The following is an 18,092-nucleotide window of genomic DNA, read 5'->3' as shown; positions in this document are numbered from 1 at the left end:
CAGTGCTCTGGATGCAGACTCATGTACCATTGGAATACAAAAAAAGAGAAATGCAACTATTGTCAACTTCAGATTCCTATACTTTCGGTGTAGGTATAGATACAGCATTTCCTTATCTTTGTTCCACTCTACCTTACCACCTGCATGTTATTCAATAGTTATACCTTTCTCGGACTGGTCTTACTGACTTTTATTTTCTACTATGCTCCGCTCTTTTCAAAGCATCAGGTCAAAATATTAATTATAGCAAGCTTAGTATTTTATGCATATGACCAGCTTAATTTATTGCTGTTATTAATTTCATCTGCAGTAATAAATATTTTAATAAGCTATTATGTAATTTTTAGCAGAGAAAGTCGCAAAAAAATACTTGCTGCAACAGGAGTTGTTTTAAATCTGTCAATACTAGCGTTTTTTAAATATAGTCCACTGATCGGTAGTAGTTTCTTCGCAAAGTCTGATTCTATTGGTCATTTCTTACTCACCATTCCATTACCAATCGGCATATCCTTCTTCACATTTGAGGGGATAAGTCTTCTCATTGATAGTTTTAAGGAAAAGAAATTACGGTCGAATGAACTTGTACCGCAATCATTGGCTAAACATGCGCAACGAACGCTGCTTTTTATTTCATTTTTCCCGCACCTGGTAGCGGGGCCTATCTTAAAAGCCCACGATTTTTTGCCACAAATTGAGGAAAAGAAAATTGCGGAGATAGATTGGGTATTCTGTTTCAAGAAAATAGTTCTTGGTTATTTTCTAAAAATGGTTGTAGCCGATAACCTAAAGGATTTTACATTCTGGATTGCCTATCCCTACTTTCAATCCCGTTCTTCAATAGATCTTATTGTTATGTTATTTGGCTATTCCTGCCAGATCTTCGCTGATTTTGCCGGTTACTCTTTAATTGCAATCGGCTTTGCAAAATTATTTGGATATAGCTTTAATGAAAATTTCAATTTCCCCTATATCTCCACATCATTCAAAGAATTTTGGAAACGCTGGCACATATCCTTGTCGTCTTTTTTAATGGAGTATCTATATATACCGTTGGGTGGAAACAGAAAAGGTGCTACACGAACCTATATAAATTTAATGATTACGATGATACTGGGCGGGTTATGGCACGGAGGGGCATGGAGTTATGCTATATGGGGGGGCTTTCATGGTTCTGCCTTATCCATAGAGCGCTTCATTTCCGATAAATTTAAAATAAAGTATAATAGTTTTATCAATTTCATGAAAGGTGCAGGGGTCTTCTGTCTTGTTACATTGGCATGGCTGCTTTTCAAGCTTCCGGAATTTTCTCATGTAATCAAGTACTTCCAAAGTATCAGCAACAATTTTATGCAAAAAGATGATGCCCATTTAATCGCTTATATTTTGCTTTATTCCTCTCCCGTTGTGCTATACCATGCGGTTTATGCTATGCGTGATACAGTTTTAGCTATACGAATACAAAAAGCGGACTTCGCATTGTATGGTATAATGCTGTTCCTCATCACGGTAAACAGCGGTTCATCAGGTTCATTTATTTATTTTCAATTTTGATTATGATACTAAAAACGATCATAACCAGCGGAGCTTTACTGATTATATACCTGGCTTCCTTATCTGTATTAGTTCCCAACCTGAAAACACAACAACATCAATGGGAAAGCAATACAATTAAGGCTGAGAATTTTATTTACGCATCAAAACAATACCGGAGTATAATTGTTGGCTCATCGCTGGCCAATAGAATTGTTACTGATAGTATCGATGAATTTTACAATCTTGCCTTTTCAGCAAAGGGCATTTTTGATGGGTTAAAGATTTTAACGGAATCGAATCAGCTACCGGAAAATGTCTTTATTGAAACCAATGTTATTCTTCAACCGGAGGATAAAGAGTTTACTAATTCAATCACTAATCCGATCCGATACCGGTTTTTAAAATATGCTCCCGGATTGAGGAGCGGAAAACAACCTATTCCATCTTTTTTAGCACCTCCCATGGCATTTCTTATTTCAGGCACACTTTACAGAATTAAATTAAATTTGATGCCTTCCTATCAAACACAAAAAAAGAAAACTGAGGCCGGAATCTTCGATGTAAAATTGAACAAAAATATAGAGAACGCTTCTGTAAAACCCGATACAGCCAGACTATCACAAGCACTGGATTTGCTCTCTTCTTATGTAAACAAATTAGAAAAGAAGGGAATCAACGTTATCTTTTTTGAAATGCCTGTACATGAAAAAATATATAACCTCGCTTCTCCAACGCAGATAAGGCTGGCTATCTTAAACAGATTCCCGTCCAGTGAGTATAAGTACATTACATTACCTCCTGATTTAAATTTTAAAACTACCGATGGAGTTCACCTGGATTTAGGTGGAGCATATCAATATAGATCGCACTTCATGCACAAAGTCAACTGCAATTATTGCAACAATTAGTTACACGTTAATGCCTGTATCGCGGCGTTCGCACGCTCCGGTTCTTGCGGATATCGACACGTTTATTCTTGGGATACTTCACCGAAAAAGATATCTGGTGCTTTACGTTATCGCCCGAAGGTATACTTTCCTTCCACTGCAACCGCCCAGAGAGTTTATCAAGCGTTGCACCCGATGCCTCCTGCACATCTACTGCTATATCGCTCTCTTGCGACACCGGAACCTGGTCTTGTATCTTGATCGACACCGGTATCTTCCGATTATTCTTCACCACAATCTCATACCGGAATGATTCTTCTCTGCGTGCTCCTATAAATTTAGTAGCTGCTTTATCTTCCATCTTTGTACGACTCACGATAATCTGATTATCACGCCCCAGTGAAAGTTCCAGTGTATCGCTGATCATTCGTGTGTTGATCTCCGACTCACCGATGTAGGTATTGCCAAAGTATATATTTGCTGTGCCGTTAATGAGATTCAACTTTTCCCAACCTGTTACTTTAGCAACCAGAAAAGCACTGAGGTCAACTTTCGGAATCGTTAAATATTCGTATGAAGCCTGCAACGATTCATTGAAAAGATCGAGTGAATGCGGCTGGCCATTGGCTAAAATGGTTTGAGCCTGATCAATTGCAAACGAAGCACTCAACTCCGCTACATCTATACTGCCGGCATCCGACTGTACTGAATCTACCAGCGCGTTATTGAAATAGTTTAAAGCTTTATTATCGACCCAGCCTTCATTGCCTGAAGAAGTATAGTTGAGCGTCCAGGTGGTAAGATATGGGCGTGATGCTCCCAATGAAGGATCGCCTGTTGATAATGTAATCCTGGAATGGCGCCAGTCAATGGCCGTATTGTTATATACCTGTGCTTTATACTTTAGCAACACCGGTTTATTCACATCTGACGCTATCAAATCGTATGAAGCCTCCCAACCAGCTTCTTCAACCAGGTATCGCAATGCAAAATTTACTTTCTGGTCAGCGGCTGCAAGAATTACCACCACTATCTGCTTGCGTGTAGTATTAATCCTGTCGCGCAACAGCGAAGCTTTTTTCTCCAAATTTTTTTGACGCTGCTGCAGCACACGCTTTTGCCTGTTCAATTCTGTTAACGCATTGTTGATTTTGAGAACACGTTCGCGCATAAAATCTACAGCACTGCCCAGTGACTGTACAGAAGCTGCAGCACCCAAAGTTAACTTCTGGTTCTGTGTAAGCGTTTCTTTCTCAAATACGAAAGCATCAATATGATTGTCAACAAACTCGATCTTTTCTTGTATATATAGCAGTGAATCCTCCAAGGATTTTATTCTACCATCCAGCGTAGCGGCATCTATTGTAACCTGATCGGTGCTTACAGAAAGTAACGATACGGTATTATCCGCTGCTACTTGTACACTTTCATCAGCAAGATCAGGTGAAAGACCTTTGAAGATGATCGTGTTCCTGCCTTTCTTTACTGCTACATTTTCAGTGCTCGATATCTCTGCACCATTGAGAAAGACGGTAACCGCTTGAGGCTTTACATCAACCGGTATTTCATTTTCATATTGAGCAAGGAGATGGAATGGCAGAGATACCGCCAGTACAAAGGGGTAGATCAGGTTTTTCATAGCTATAGATATCAATATATCATCAAACGAAAAGATAAGATAAAAACTTATTTATAGAGTCATCAAAAAGTTTCCCAGAAACACATAAAGTTCAGATGAAATCGAAGATATTGCAACCCGTTAATCAGACCTGCTCATTGAAAACAAGACTCCTGTTACTCATTCTCCTGTTTATTGGTATAGCCTGTTCGTCTAAAAAGACGCAACGCGAACTTTATAACGAAACAACTTCCGGTTTCACGTACGAGACTTATAAAACAACATCTTCCGCTACTGTAGGGCCAGCCATAAAAATATATAATGCAGAACTTCCGGATACCATTACGCCACTAAAGCCGGAGTATGCGCATTTGCTGTTAGGCTACCTCTGGACGGTATCTAAAAAACCCGCGATGGCCTTTGCAGAAGCAGATCTTGCCCAGGAAAGTGCTGATCAGGATGTGCAGTACATGTCGCAATCGCTACGTGCCATTACCATGTATGAGCAGGGATGGGATACGTTGGCCCGACAGGAATCTCAACGCGCCAAACAATTGCATAAGCCGAACTCCGATGTTCAATACGAAGCTACCACATTCTATATGCTGCTGGCCTTGGCCAAGATATACGATAAAGATTTTGAAGCATCGAAGTTTTATTGGGCTGGTTTCGCCAACGAAACAGGTATACATTGGCCTTACCAGTTAACCGATGCTATTGCCGATGTGCAAGCCAAACGCATGCAACTGGCATTACAGAAGTTTAAAGTATTGTCGCAAGACCCTGCAGTGCCGGAAGCGTTGCGCACAGTGCTCGCCGGGAAAATTGCATTGATTGAAGAAAAGGGCGGCAATGTGGAATCACCGTTATTCTGGCCGCGACTCATTTCTACGATCGTGCTGGAAGAGCTGAAGAAAACATCCGGCAATCAGCTTTCACGTTTTGTAAACATGCTGGAGGGGCTGAAGGAAAAGTTGCCGGCCTGATATATTGCTGGTATTTTACAGGACGGTTGCACGAAAATAAGCGTTCAATCACAAAACCTGTTGCGCACATTCTGCGTGAACAGCCTTGTAACCACTTCCTTATGATCTCCCTCTTCCATCGCCTTAGAGAAACCAACAGGCTATACATCCTGCTCATCTTTTCGCTTACTACTATACTGTGTGTAACGCTGGTGGCCTTTCGTGTGCAGTATACTGCTAATGTAACGTTTGTATTCCTGGTGTGGAATATATTTCTGGCACTGGTACCCTATATGATCAGCACATTACTCGTATTATACCATCACACGGTAAAGAATGCCTTCTGGCTATGGTTGCCGTTCATGGCGTGGTTATGTTTCTTTCCGAATGCTCCCTATATATTAACAGACCTTTTTCACTTGAAGCAGCGACCCGGTGTACCGTATTGGTATGACCTTGCGTTAATACTATTCTTCGCATGGAATGGGTTAATGCTGGGTTTTGCCTCCATGATGGATATTCAGTCGGTTTTCACCACCCGCTTTAAACCGTGGATCGGCTGGACAATCTCTATCGGCAGTTTATTGCTGGCCGGATTCGGCATATACCTCGGTCGTTATCTTCGCTGGAATAGCTGGGATGTAATCTCCTCCCCCATGCACCTCCTGCACGACATCGCTACGCGTGTACTCAACCCCTTCCATCATCCACAGACGTATGGTGTAACTCTACTTTTCGCCACGTTTCTGCTACTCGGATATATACTGTTAATACAATTCGCGAAGGTATATACGAGAAAGTAACATTTTTCAATTGAGGCATCTCACTCCCCATTTTAAGGTATAAATTATACCAAAAAAAGTGTGCACGCAAACTTGCATGGCGGGCACGTTCCCGTAACTATATATTTTTACCGGCAGTAAAGATCGCTTAATCCGGAAGCTTAAAAATTGTCTTTTTCATAACACACCTGTTATTTCTACAATTAATGCAGTTGTGATATTTACACGCTTATTGTTAGAGGCTGAGGGCAACAACGTGAGGATATAGGTTGGTGAATTATACGTTTTACACGTCTGATGTTACAACGTCTGCAATAATATTTAGGTTCGAATCCATTTTTTTGCTGAGATATAGTGTTAACCGCTGCCGCCGTTGCGTGCGCAGTAAAGATCGCTATTCACATAGCTGTGCATACTTAAACTAAATATATTGATTATGAAAAAAACAAAAATGTTTTTGCTCGTGCTGCTTGCATCGCTGGCCGGTTGCGATCACGAAGCTGTTAACCCACAGGCTTCAACTTCACCATCTACAAGCAGTGAATTAAGTGTTACCAGTTCCGCGCGGGCAGCATCAACAGGAACATTTTCCGTACTAACGTATAATGTAGCCGGTTTACCTGAAGGATTGTCAAGCTCCCATCCGGAAGCTAACACTTCGGAAATAGGTCAGCGCATTCGTAATTACGATATTGTACATGTACAGGAAGATTTCAATTATCACGCAACTTTATACGCTAACGACAATCATGCATACCGCACACCTACCAGCGGAGGTGTTCCGTTTGGTGACGGACTGAATACACTTTCAAAATTTCCATATACTGATTTTCAACGCATCAAGTGGAATAACTGTAACGGCACCGATTGTCTTACACCCAAAGGATTCACCTACAGTCGCATACGCATCGATGAAGGTATATATATAGACTTTTACAACGCTCACCCGAATGCAGGCACCGAAGCAGCAGACCTTTCCGCCAGACGCGCCAACATTACACAGCTGTCGCAATTCATAGCGCAGAACTCTGTGGGTAACGCAGTTATTGTGATGGGTGATCTGAATTGCCGTTATACACGTGCAGAAGACAACGTCCGCGAGTTGATAACAAACAATGGCCTTACAGATGCCTGGATTCAATTGATACGCCAGGGAAATATACCAGCTGCAGGTAGCAATCCTATTTTGTGCGAGTTCCCCAACATGACCAACCCTTGTGAAGTAGTTGACAAGATATTTTATCGCGACAGTAAATTCATAGATTTCACACCTACTTACTATCAGCTTGACAATCCTGATTTTGTTACGGATGATAACCAACCGCTCTCTGATCACTATCCGTTGCTGACAAATTTCTCGTGGTCTATAAACAATGGTTTTGCTTTGAGCGATCTCTTCGGCGGACCGCACGGAACTCCTTTCAATGACCTGGTAACATTAAATACTTCTTCTATCGCAAGTAAATTTATACTACGAGGCGGCTCGCGCGTTGATAATGTGGGTGTATTGCTGAACAACGGTACTACATTGACGCATGGCGGAAGTGGAGGCACTGAAAAAACATTAACACTCAATACTGGCGAATATGTGCAATCTGTAAAACTCTGCTCCGGACAAAAAGACGGGCACACCAGAGTGTTCTATATCGAATTGCGCACTAACCAGGGCAGAACACTTTCAACGGGCTCACAAACCAGCAGCACTGTAACGTACACAGCTCCCACGGGTATGAAAGTAACAGGCTTCTATGGCAACTCCGGCGATGAAGTTGATCAGCTGGGGATTATATATACCAATTTATAGCAATCAGACAATTCATCAGAGTCTCAGGTATTCCATGAGACTCTGATACTTTAAATAAAAAATTACAATTATCAATTGGTTAATATTACAGTAACGTGAGGTCTGTTTGCCACAATCCTGATTAGATGCCCATAGTCAGTATGTTGGCGGAAAAAATTCCCCGACCATAAGTGTTAATACGGACAGAACTTTCCGTATAAATCCTACCAGATATACACGTAAATCCAACATTGCCAGAAACCTTGCTACACCCTTAGTTTGTGGTATGCTTAGGGTTATAAAACAGCTGTCTATCAGCAAAAGGCTGCAAATTATTTCATTCGTTTCCATCAGCTTTATTTGCATTTTAATTGTTCTGATCTTTTACACTAAGCAAAAAGAAGAACAGGTTACCGATACCGTGCGGGTATACCACTGGATGGAGCTTAACGTATGGATGAAGATCAAAGCTTATAACTGCGTTCGTGGTGATTTTCTGACCATCGTTTTTGCAGATCCTGCAACACAATCTGAAAACATAAAGGAAGCCCTTGAGTATTTTAACGAGCGGCAGGAGGATCTTGTCTCCTACAAAGAAGACATGACGTATTGGGGCGAAATATCCCCGGAGATACAGGCTCACTACGACTCGCTGGATGACGCTATCAATGCCTATGTATCGTATTGCAAGGACAAGATTCAAATAATAACACAACCCTCCACAAACGACACGGTTAATCTTGCCGAAGTGAAGCGAACAGCATTGCAAGAATCGAATGAGCTTTATAGGAACATCCGCTCACATGCAATCGACATTCTGGAGGCTATAGGTATAAATGTCGATCAGACCGAAACAAAAATTGAGACTGATATAAAACAAATGATGCTGTTGTTTTACATTTTATCAGGCTTATTGGTCGTTATCATTTTCTTCGTGATCCGGGTTATCGGCAGATCAATGCTCCGGCCTATTCATGAAACAAGGGCTTCACTGGAACTGCTTTCCAAAGGCGGACTGCCCGTTATTAAAGAATATCAGGGTAAAGATGAGTTATCAACTATGCTTCAATCCTTACGCGGATTCAGCGCACACATGACCAGCCTGTTAAGCTTTGTAAGCAATGTAGCCAGGAAGAATTTTAACGAAGAAGCCAAAATGTTCGAAGGCAAAGGCTTGATTGCAGAAGCGCTCATCAGCATGCGTGATAACCTTGCGCAACATGCTATGGATGAATCGCAACGTAGCTGGACTGTGCAGGGGCAAGCTGATCTTGCAAACCTCATACGACAACAAGCTAACTTTGACACCATTTGCGATCAGGCACTGGCTTACATCGTGAAATATATGCGGGCAAGTCATGGGGCACTATATATCATGGAAATGAATAACGATCGCGAGCACCTGAGGCTGGCATCGGTATATGCTTATGCACGCAAAAAGTATATTTCAGGAACAGTACAACCCGGCGAAGGACTGATAGGGACAGTATACCTGGAACGCCAGATGACCATACTGCGTGATGTTCCTGAAGACTATATCAAGATCACCTCCGGCTTAGGAGAAGCGTTGCCACAATGCCTGGTAATATGCCCGCTGATGTTAAATGAACGTGTTTATGGTGTGCTGGAAATCGCCTCCTTCAAAGCATTTGAGCAACACGACACAGATCTTATTCAAAAGTTTGGCGAGCAGCTCGCCTCTGCTATCGCTACCGGGCAAATCAACCAGCGCACAGAAGAACTTCTGCGTGAATCACAGCTCAATACTGAAACATTGCGCGTGCGCGAAGAAGAAATGAAACGCTATGTGGAGCAGCTGCGCACGGCTCACAATCAAACAGAATTTGAACTTGCCGAAAGCAAAACGCGGGAACATCAACTTCAATCGATACTGCAGACACTCGGTCAGAACCTCATCGTTGTAGACAGCAATTTCAAAGTAATAAGCCTCAACACGCATAACAACAACGCCATGAGAAGACTATTTTCAAAACCGCTTTCTGTTGGTGGAAATATACTTTCTCTTTCTGACAACAGTATACGAGAATCTATCCAGAATATATTGAGCACAACAATCCACTTCGGAGAAATGCGAAAGCTAACAGTAGATGGTATTTCCATTACATCAAAACCGTTTCATAACAAACAGGGTGGTGCTACTTTGTGCTTGATTGTTGTGGATGAAGAATCAAAGTTAATCGAGATATAAACAGTCGTTGGAAATTTGCAGGCTCTCTGCAAACACTGGTCCCTGAAATCGGGCGTTTGTTGTTGAAGAAATCAACAAGGGCATAAGGAAGTAAAGATATATAGAATTCCGCTATATCACAACTCGGTTACACCGCCATTTCGAATGGTCAATATTCTATCACAATAGTATAAATCACTGGCGTTATGAGAGGTTAGTATTGTTATACATTGTGTGCTATTCAATTTGATAATCCCATGTACAATTTCTCTTAGTTCTACATCCATTCCTGTAAACGGTTCGTCTAACAGAAGCACCTTGGGTTGATGATATAAAACTCGAATTAAACCGATAAGTTGTTTCTGGCCTCCCGATAAATTAATCCCCTCCTCACCCAAGAGAGTAATCACTGAAAGATTGAATTTTTGAAATACTTCTTCCAAACCTAAATTCCTTATAAACTGTAATACAGAAGTATATATTAATTGCCGTTCTTCAAGTGCTATATTATAAGCCAAACTTCCGTTAAAGATTTTATTCTCTTGAGAGAGATACGCTATTTGCGAGCGCCAATAGCGTTTGTTATAACTCTCCATAGGCACATCGTTTAAAAAGATTACGCCTTCATACTTTGCGTAGTATCCATGAAATAATTTAAGAAGCGTACTCTTACCACATCCGCTTGGTCCTGTTAATCCCGTAATACTTCCTATATTTACTTTAAATTCTACGTTACTTAAAATGATCTCACTACCGGGATACTGAAAACTAATATCTCTTCCTCCAAAATTTATAAGGTCGTTTCCTAAAAGATCAAATTTGGAATCGTAGTGTACCTCCGGTTTCAATTGTGAATACTCATACATTCTTTCAAATGAAATTCTTGCTTCCTGAATATTTACATTTGCAACAGCTAACCTAATGATAGCCGGAATAGAAGTGCTTACCAATCCCGTAACAGCAACAAACTCACCAATGGTTAGTGTCTTAGAAAAGACAGAAAATACCAGAAACCAGAGAATAGTTAATAGTAATACGCTGAATATTATTTCTGTCATCAGGGTATAGGAAGATGTTAGCTTACCGAGATTAAAAATACTCTCTTGAAAAAGCTTATAGGTCGATAAATTTGATTGAGCAAACTCTTTCTCTTTGCCGTGGTTTTTAATAGTAAATATTCCGGTAAGCGTATCAATGAAATGGCTCTCGGAGCTTGCGTATGAATTCATCACATTTTTCTGTAATCTGGAAATTCTGGAACTATACATGTATATAACAACATATGCGATTATTATCCCCAAAATATTCATCATAAAAACGGTCAAACTATATATGAGAATTACCATCAATGAAATCGCAATTAATAAGAAATCAATAAACATTTGCGAAAACAAAACACTGATTACAGCTTGAATCCGGGCCGCATCATTGAGTCTGGCAACGAAATCGCCGGTTCGCCTGCTTTCAAAAAACCGATAGGGAAGTTCCAAAAGCTTCGAGAAGAACGTACTAACAATTCTGAGGTTAAATTGAATATTATGAGCTATCAGAATATGTGATTTAAAATAATTTGCTAGCGAGCGAATAATGAAAACACAACCCAATAAACATAATGCCGCGATAAGTTTACTTTCACTTTTCTGTGGAATAATATGATCTATAATTCTTTGAGAGAATATACTAACAGCAACAGCTGACAAAGTTGAAACGATTCCAAAAAAAATAACAAGAGAAAGTAAGGATACATCTTTTTGCAAATGTCCGGTGAGCCAAGTAAAGAATGACTGTTTTGTTGATTCGCTATCGGTTATAAAATCGTAATGTTTTCTTTTCGATACAGTTAATAGAATTTTGGATGTCCATCGATTTTCAATTTGATCCCGGCTATATACAACAATTCCTTGCGCTGGATCAGCAATAATAAATTTGTTACCGATCACTTCAATCAAAACAACAAAATGGTTCAACCAGTTATCGCATTCAATATGTAGTATAATCGGTAAGTGAAGGTTTGTTAATTGACTTAGTTCATCTGCCTCATAGCCTTCCGAATCGAAGCCAAACTCTTCAAATGCATCCTGAAGGCCTTGTATGGTTGTTCCATCTCTATTCGTGCCAGAAGCAAGTCTCACAGTTTCCGCATCGGAACTTACATTATACCATTTCAAAATGGTTCTAATGCATGCTACACCGCAATCGAATCTATCATCCTGCGGTATTAAAAATTTGCGATATTTAAAATGATAGAATTCCCGATACATTTTTAATACTATCAATACTTGTAAATCCCATTCTTCTTATTGGCTCCTGGTTGGGAATGAATATAAAAGAGGTTGGGACTGAAGTCACATTAAATAAAGTGAAGTAATCATTTGCCGGACAGACTCTGAAGAATTCGATACTATGGCTATCAGAATAATCTGATGAAAGTGAATCAGGCTCATTTGCTATAGCTATAATACGGAAATCCTTCAGGTCATTTGCATTTTCATCCAACTCCGATAATTGCGCATGGCATCTTTCGCAACCGGAATCATAAAATACAGCAATCACGAGAGAATCCCTGATGTTTATATCAGTTTGTATGTTCCTCGTGTTACTTAGAGTCAACAATGATATTGCCGTCAAGTTATTCTTTGAATCGGTTGCCCGATCAATTGAATTGCTAATTATTATAACGCAAACCACCATTACACTGACTATAACAAGGCCGCTGGTGATCAAAATGACTCGTTGCTTTTGCATGTTTGTATCATTATAGCATACTCTGATTAAAAGCCTCTACGACAAAAATGTAAAGCAAGAAGGGAGGTACGTAAAACAAAAGAACCAGTTTAAGATAATCGTCCATGCTCCTCGCTCTATCTCTCCTGGAAAGAACAAGTGCCAAGGTGCATATATATAGTAATTGAAAAATACTGAAGCTCTTCAACAAATAAGAAAATCTATTGTTTTCTGTTTGGATCAAATCATACACTGAAAACGTGGTAAAATTTGAATACTCCGCTAGTGTGTAATCTTTATTAAAGAAGGTGAAATTCAAAATTTCAATTGCATCGGGTATTAAGAAAACGAACTCTCCTACTACCACGGAAAATACAATTGATCGTGTGCTTATTTCATATTTCAAGAAAAATGCACCCATTTTTATAATCAAAATAAGAGCGACTAATTTTACTAAAAGGAGTAAAGCTTTTAGCATGAAATTAAAAAAGAAGAAATTTTCAAAAACAAACTTAGAGGAATCGCCATCACGCGCGGGCAGATAAATGATCTTGAAAGAATACCATGAAAAAAAGAAAATTAATAAAAATAGGACAGGCAGTAAATACCGGGTTCTGACTAGAGCTGGAGACATATTATTACATCTAATTGCGTTTCTTATTATATTGATCTTCCAGTGAAGTATTTTTTTCTAAATCACTTTTAGCCTTTTTATCCAATGGATTTAAAAGAATCATATTATAATTTTTCCAGAACTCAGGGTTATACTCATGATGCTCTTCATATAGATCTATATCTTTTTTAACGGACTCTCTTTTACGTATCCGCTCCAATTCGTCTTGCTTATTGTAAACAGCATTTACCATAAAGGTGAGATGATCAAATTGAAGGCTAGGCGTATCAGATCCTTCCCTGCTCAAAACTGCGGTGGCACCGGCACTATAATACCATGCATCAATGTATTCCAGATAGTACCTACCTTTATATTTAGTATAAGACACTTCAGATTTAGCAAAGAAGTCTCCCCCATAGGCATAGCTTTTACCTTTAGCATCATTTGGATTAGGGCGCATAATATTCTCAATCTTTACGATCGCCTTATCGCTGGCGTTGATGTATAATGACACTTCGCGATAAAAAAATGAATTCAAATGTTTATCTGAAAGTAGAATTACAAATTGCTTACCCAAATCTGTATCAAAAATATCTTGCAAACTATATTCATATTCATTGAGCATAGCATTGCTGAGAAAATGATCAGATTTTCGCCCTATATATCTAACAAAGTCATTTCCCAGGGTTATGTACAGATTGTTCTTTTTGCCAAACAAAAATTCAAAAGCTTTACCCAAAAAGGTATACGTTCGCATGTCATCACTCTTTCTTACTTCATGTACTTTTATTTTCGTGCTTGTTATTGTAAGGTCTTCCTTATCAAAATCGTGTGGTCCATATCCATTATCCTCCATAGAAACCGCGGCTTCCAAAACCCGGGTGTAAACCGAATCCTTTACACTCAGTTCGCGATAAAAGCCATCCAATATATATTTATGGCGGGGGTAATTTTGCCGTAACATTTTTACTGCATCCAAAACATACTCCTTCAACGTATCTTTTGCATTAACTTGAACTGTAACCTCTGGCAATAGATTTAAGTGGGGCATTAAATAGAGAATATTTCTATTACTTCCTGCTATGTCCTGAATTTTTACCGTAATTGTCTTATAGCCAACACATGATATAGTTAACGTTTCATGTGCCAAGCCGGTGTCAATATTCAGTTGAAACTTACCCGCCTCATTCGAAAAAGTACCGTAATTCTCATCACGGATAAATATATGAGCAAACTGCACGGGCGACATTTCAAGGCTATCTCTTAATTCACCTGTAACTGTAATATATTGTTGTCCCTTTAGTTTCGGTATTATTAAAAGGAATACATAGAGTAGTATAATTCTTATATTCATAAATAGAATATCATGTTAACAATAGGGCCGCGACTAACATAGCCACGGCTCTTATCACCTATTGAATATTTTGATGACCATATGGAGCACAATTTGTACCCCAGGCAGCGTACATTGCACTTGTTCGCGTATTGTTGTCCATAATCATCTTAAGAGTACTGCAGTACTCGCCTCTTGAAACACCACCACGAATAGTCGCTTTTTCTTTAGTTGTTAACTTTTTCATAAAGTATATTTTTGTTTATAAGGCAATGACAACTATTCATGAATAATATACAATACCGGAAAAATCCGGTTTTAGTCGATCAAGTTGATGAGTAACTGCTTTTGAGGTAGTCTCTATTATTATTAATACCGCTTTAATCTGTAAGTCTCGAATAAATAAATCAAAGTTTTTCCGCTTTCATGGTTTTGTACTTCATACATTAGGTGCAAGAACCCGGTAAAAGCAGGTTTGTGTAGATATGCCACGGACTACCACGACTCCAGTGCTGCCTTTTTATTATGCTGGCGACAGACGCTGGGACTTTTTAGCCTATGTCGATGGCTAGCGTAAAGTATGTGTGTGGGAGTTGTTGGTAAGCACCAGCAAGGGCATGAGGCTATTTCCCAAACCGATTTCTATTGGTGAAGATATACTTTCTCTTTCTGATAGCAGTATACAAGAGTTTCTTCAAAATATACTGAACGCAACAATTCATTTGGGAGAAGCCGGAAGGCTGGTGTTTGATGGCATTACAATTACATCAAAAAAAATTCGTAGCAAGCAGGTTGATAATTTGTGTTGTGTTGCTGTTGAGGAAGGCTAAAAGTTAATCGCGAGATAACAGTGCATATTATGTGTTATGGTAAGTTTTCAATCTGCGAGTAATACAAGCTGAAAGCTTTGGTTAATTGTTACCACAAGTTGGAAACTTGCGGTAGTTGGTGTACATCTACAATACGCTGGATTTAAAGTGATTCTTGTATTTTAGTTTCTCCTCTGGGGTACAACGTTTCAGTTCCTCCTCATATAAGTATTCAAAACCGCAATGAACATTGTCGTTGAAATAGACCTTAGCTCGTAAAAGCTTGATATACTTTACGATTAGTTCATTATTGCCGAGCATCAAAATCATATTTCCAAATCCAGAGTCTATAGATTCAATGCTGATTATACCATCGTCCATAAATTTTGCCAAGTCCTCAATTGGTCCTAGCACATATCTTCTCAGGTCACGCCCGGAAATTTTCTCCCTCTCAGGATTCGAGTAAGTGCCCGGTTTCGTCTCATCAATCTCGTCTATATCAAACCAATTTCTTTCAATTATCTTAAATAGCTCCGAAGCCTTTGGAGACAATAAGTCGTCCGAGAGTTTTGTGTAGATCTGGAACTCAGCTAACTTATTAGCCTTGTCTTTATTCTCGTTTGCAATATCAATACTTTTCTTTGTCGCTAATAACAAGTGATATGTGAAGTAGGTGTATAAAACTGTTGCAATCGCAGCGACCACCGTACTGATGGCTGCAACCATTGTCCAACCACTCCAAGAGATAAAACAGATCAACATTTTGTCAAATTTAATCTGAAGCTAAACTCAAATGATGTCTGGCGGCCAACGTTCGCATATAAAGCGTGCCGGCAGACCAAATTAAAATTAATCATCAAATTCTGTCGGCATGATTTATATGCTTTGTTGGCTGCTGCCGTGCTTCATCATTCATTCTTCTATTCCTTCAATTTGTCCGTTGTCTTGATGTTTATCAAGTCGTCCAAGTGGTGTAGTAACCATACTTGTAACAAATTGCCTTATCTCGGTGTCACTATAGCCGAGAGATTTTAATGTCTCGATTCTCTGCTGAACAATGGTGTTTTGCTTTTCCATTATTGCTAGTTCTCCGAGTTTTTCTTCTTGTCGGTTTCTATATTTTCCATCCTTCTGTCTCTCGTGTCTATCCTTTATATATTCTCTAACCTGTTGCAATGGATTCCAACTGCCGATGACCTCCCAAAATCCAGGTGACTGAATGTTTACCTTTGAAAGTACGAGCTTGTCTTCAGGAATTATCAATCTATCAAAATCAACTTTACTTTGAAATTCTGTCAAGTTAGGCAACGCTGAATGGAATCCATATCGATACTCTCTCGAGAAAATATCAAAATAAATAGGATCAAAAGGAAAATCCGTCCTTGTCCAGTATTTACTGACTATTGAAAGTCGTTCCTCAAACATATCACGTTGACGATTCCGGTCATTGTTTAACGAGTCAACAAAAAAGTCAAATACATAAATGTTATTATATGCTGATTCTAAGTCGGTCAAGAAGTTTTTTACTTCTGATACTGCCCCGAGTCTTTCAGCTTTGATTTTTAATGTCCCGTATTCGTCTGCCATAGGTATGAGGGTTTGTCTAAAGCACGGTTGCAGCTAACGTTTGGCTATTTGCAGTTGCGGGTATAGGAAGCCTTAAAAATGTAGCGAAGCGAAATGTTAAGGCTGACCTGGTCGTCACTGTCCACCGACACTAAACGTATTTTGAAAACTAAACTACAATTTTACACTAAACCCGCCATGACTTATGCACTGTGTTATGGCGCGTTTTTACGCTTGTCTCCAAATAAATATCCAATTGCTAGAGTTAGTAGTGGTGTAATAATAGCCCAGAAGTCTTTAATTGATAAATTCAATTCGTCCGCTTTCTTGTCCCAAGTCAGAAATGTATAGATCAACCCGGTGCTAACAAGGACTACAATTGCTAAAGCTGCTAAATTATTAGGGATGCTTGTGTGTCCCCCCCAAATAACACCAAGGAAACCTTGCTCAAGTTTTATCTTTTCAATTTCGTTCTGATTTTCAATGACCTTATTAGCTAGATCTTTGTCTTTGGGAAGGTTGGGGCTTATTTGATTAGCCATTGTTTACTCCCTCCCTGAGATACCAAGAGTAGTGAATCGTTTTACCTTGAGCGCCAACCAAGGCCAATATCCGATAGCTTAAGTATAAAGCCTTGTTGTTGAGGGTACCCAGTTGAATTGGCTCGGTATTGCCCGCACCCAATGGGTTATTGAAGTTTGAAAATATTATTTCAAGTTCATTCGGATTTATAGCATTAAACGATGTCTCCGGACTATCTTGATCGCCTCGAAAGACAAAACGTATTTTTAGGTCTGCCGCGAGTTCAAATGTAACTGGCTCATCTCGAAAGGATATCACTGTCCCGCTTTCAAAAACTTCATAGTTGTTGGCTGTGAGTATTTTCATTCTTTTTTTGTTATCAGACGATATAATGCGCCATAACATTTCAATATAAGAACATTCCATTCATATAACCGATTACAAACGTTTATATCCGGCTAATTTAGTTATATAGATATACTTATACAGCTAGTCTAAAATACAAACACCCATCCTCCAGCTACTTTATCAGCAGCCAAAAGATGGGCTCGATGTGAATATATAAAACTATATATTACGTTGCAACTAAGCACGTAAAATGTTAGTAAAATATAGCTTAAAACTATAACCTTTCGCGTGAGGGATAGTAGCGGAAAGCCCGGAGCGGTGTTGGGTTTGTGTGGGTGGCGCGAGGACTTGTAGCGGATAGCCCGACCCGATAGGGGCACGCCCAATATATTAACTGAAGATATATCGTTGTAATTAATCG

Annotated in this window: 16 protein-coding genes; 7 read left to right on the top strand and 9 right to left on the bottom strand. The window is 39.4% G+C overall.

The features are described from left to right. Positions 1-144 precede the first annotated feature (144 nt). Positions 145-1,551, top strand: coding sequence for an MBOAT family O-acyltransferase (locus V7Q33_RS14250; RefSeq protein ID WP_333820255.1), 1,407 nt, complete (start codon positions 145-147; stop codon positions 1,549-1,551). 2 nt (positions 1,552-1,553) lie between these two features. Continuing rightward, a complete protein-coding gene (locus V7Q33_RS14245) occupies positions 1,554-2,441 on the top strand; it encodes a hypothetical protein (RefSeq protein ID WP_333820254.1) in 888 nt (295 codons plus the stop codon). A gap of 7 nt (positions 2,442-2,448) precedes the next feature. Here V7Q33_RS14245 and V7Q33_RS14240 read toward each other — a convergent pair whose 3' ends face one another. Beyond that, positions 2,449-4,059, bottom strand: a complete 1,611-nt coding sequence (locus V7Q33_RS14240) for a mucoidy inhibitor MuiA family protein (RefSeq protein WP_333820253.1) — start codon at positions 4,057-4,059, stop codon at positions 2,449-2,451. A 95-nt stretch (positions 4,060-4,154) separates the two neighbouring features. On the opposite strand from V7Q33_RS14240, the gene V7Q33_RS14235 reads away from it, so the two are divergent. From V7Q33_RS14235 to V7Q33_RS14220, 4 genes are all read left to right on the top strand, one after another. Continuing rightward, entirely contained in the window at positions 4,155-5,024 is an 870-nt protein-coding gene (locus V7Q33_RS14235) for a hypothetical protein (protein ID WP_333820252.1), read from the top strand. A 101-nt stretch (positions 5,025-5,125) separates the two neighbouring features. Beyond that, positions 5,126-5,806, top strand: a complete 681-nt coding sequence (locus tag V7Q33_RS14230) for a DUF1361 domain-containing protein (RefSeq protein WP_333820251.1) — start codon at positions 5,126-5,128, stop codon at positions 5,804-5,806. Between the two features lie 415 nt (positions 5,807-6,221). After that, complete coding sequence (locus tag V7Q33_RS14225; RefSeq protein WP_333820250.1) at positions 6,222-7,589, top strand: jacalin-like lectin; 1,368 nt, start codon at positions 6,222-6,224, stop codon at positions 7,587-7,589. Between the two features lie 418 nt (positions 7,590-8,007). Next, a complete protein-coding gene (locus tag V7Q33_RS14220) occupies positions 8,008-9,777 on the top strand; it encodes a GAF domain-containing protein (protein ID WP_333820249.1) in 1,770 nt (589 codons plus the stop codon). 116 nt (positions 9,778-9,893) lie between these two features. Here the strand turns inward: V7Q33_RS14220 and V7Q33_RS14215 are convergent, their stop codons facing one another. The 4 genes from V7Q33_RS14215 to V7Q33_RS14200 all read right to left on the bottom strand — a co-directional run bounded on the left by V7Q33_RS14215 (position 9,894) and on the right by V7Q33_RS14200 (position 14,673). Further along, entirely contained in the window at positions 9,894-12,017 is a 2,124-nt protein-coding gene (locus V7Q33_RS14215) for a peptidase domain-containing ABC transporter (protein ID WP_333820248.1), read from the bottom strand. Continuing rightward, on the bottom strand, positions 11,992-12,501 hold the full coding sequence (locus V7Q33_RS14210) for a TlpA family protein disulfide reductase (RefSeq protein WP_333820247.1): 510 nt from the start codon (positions 12,499-12,501) through the stop codon (positions 11,992-11,994). The genes V7Q33_RS14215 and V7Q33_RS14210 overlap by 26 nt, the downstream gene beginning before the upstream one ends. 623 nt (positions 12,502-13,124) lie before the next feature. Further along, a complete protein-coding gene (locus V7Q33_RS14205) occupies positions 13,125-14,447 on the bottom strand; it encodes a carboxypeptidase-like regulatory domain-containing protein (RefSeq protein WP_331975614.1) in 1,323 nt (440 codons plus the stop codon). A 58-nt stretch (positions 14,448-14,505) separates the two neighbouring features. Continuing rightward, a complete protein-coding gene (locus V7Q33_RS14200) occupies positions 14,506-14,673 on the bottom strand; it encodes a hypothetical protein (protein WP_333820246.1) in 168 nt (55 codons plus the stop codon). A 370-nt stretch (positions 14,674-15,043) separates the two neighbouring features. On the opposite strand from V7Q33_RS14200, the gene V7Q33_RS14195 reads away from it, so the two are divergent. Further along, complete coding sequence (locus V7Q33_RS14195) at positions 15,044-15,256, top strand: hypothetical protein (RefSeq protein WP_331975616.1); 213 nt, start codon at positions 15,044-15,046, stop codon at positions 15,254-15,256. Between the two features lie 126 nt (positions 15,257-15,382). Here the strand turns inward: V7Q33_RS14195 and V7Q33_RS14190 are convergent, their stop codons facing one another. From V7Q33_RS14190 to V7Q33_RS14175, 4 genes are all read right to left on the bottom strand, one after another. Next, the gene (locus V7Q33_RS14190; RefSeq protein ID WP_331975618.1) at positions 15,383-15,997 is read right to left on the bottom strand and encodes a hypothetical protein; all 615 of its coding nucleotides are present in this window, start codon (positions 15,995-15,997) and stop codon (positions 15,383-15,385) included. A gap of 150 nt (positions 15,998-16,147) precedes the next feature. Beyond that, positions 16,148-16,822, bottom strand: a complete 675-nt coding sequence (locus V7Q33_RS14185; protein ID WP_331975620.1) for a hypothetical protein — start codon at positions 16,820-16,822, stop codon at positions 16,148-16,150. A gap of 194 nt (positions 16,823-17,016) precedes the next feature. Next, positions 17,017-17,343 carry a hypothetical protein gene (locus tag V7Q33_RS14180; protein ID WP_331975622.1) on the bottom strand — a complete coding sequence of 109 codons (327 nt, stop codon included), beginning with the start codon at positions 17,341-17,343 and terminating at the stop codon, positions 17,017-17,019. Further along, positions 17,336-17,689: a DUF6864 domain-containing function gene (locus V7Q33_RS14175; protein WP_331975624.1), complete on the bottom strand. Its 354-nt coding sequence runs from the start codon at positions 17,687-17,689 to the stop codon at positions 17,336-17,338. Before V7Q33_RS14175 ends, V7Q33_RS14180 begins: the two co-directional genes overlap by 8 nt. Positions 17,690-18,092: the final 403 nt, after the last annotated feature.

The organism is Ohtaekwangia sp., from assembly GCF_036786105.1.
GTDB lineage: Bacteria > Bacteroidota > Bacteroidia > Cytophagales > Cyclobacteriaceae > Ohtaekwangia.
The sequence above is the reverse complement of the archived record's forward strand: the minus strand, read 5'-3'. Positions and strand labels throughout refer to the sequence as shown.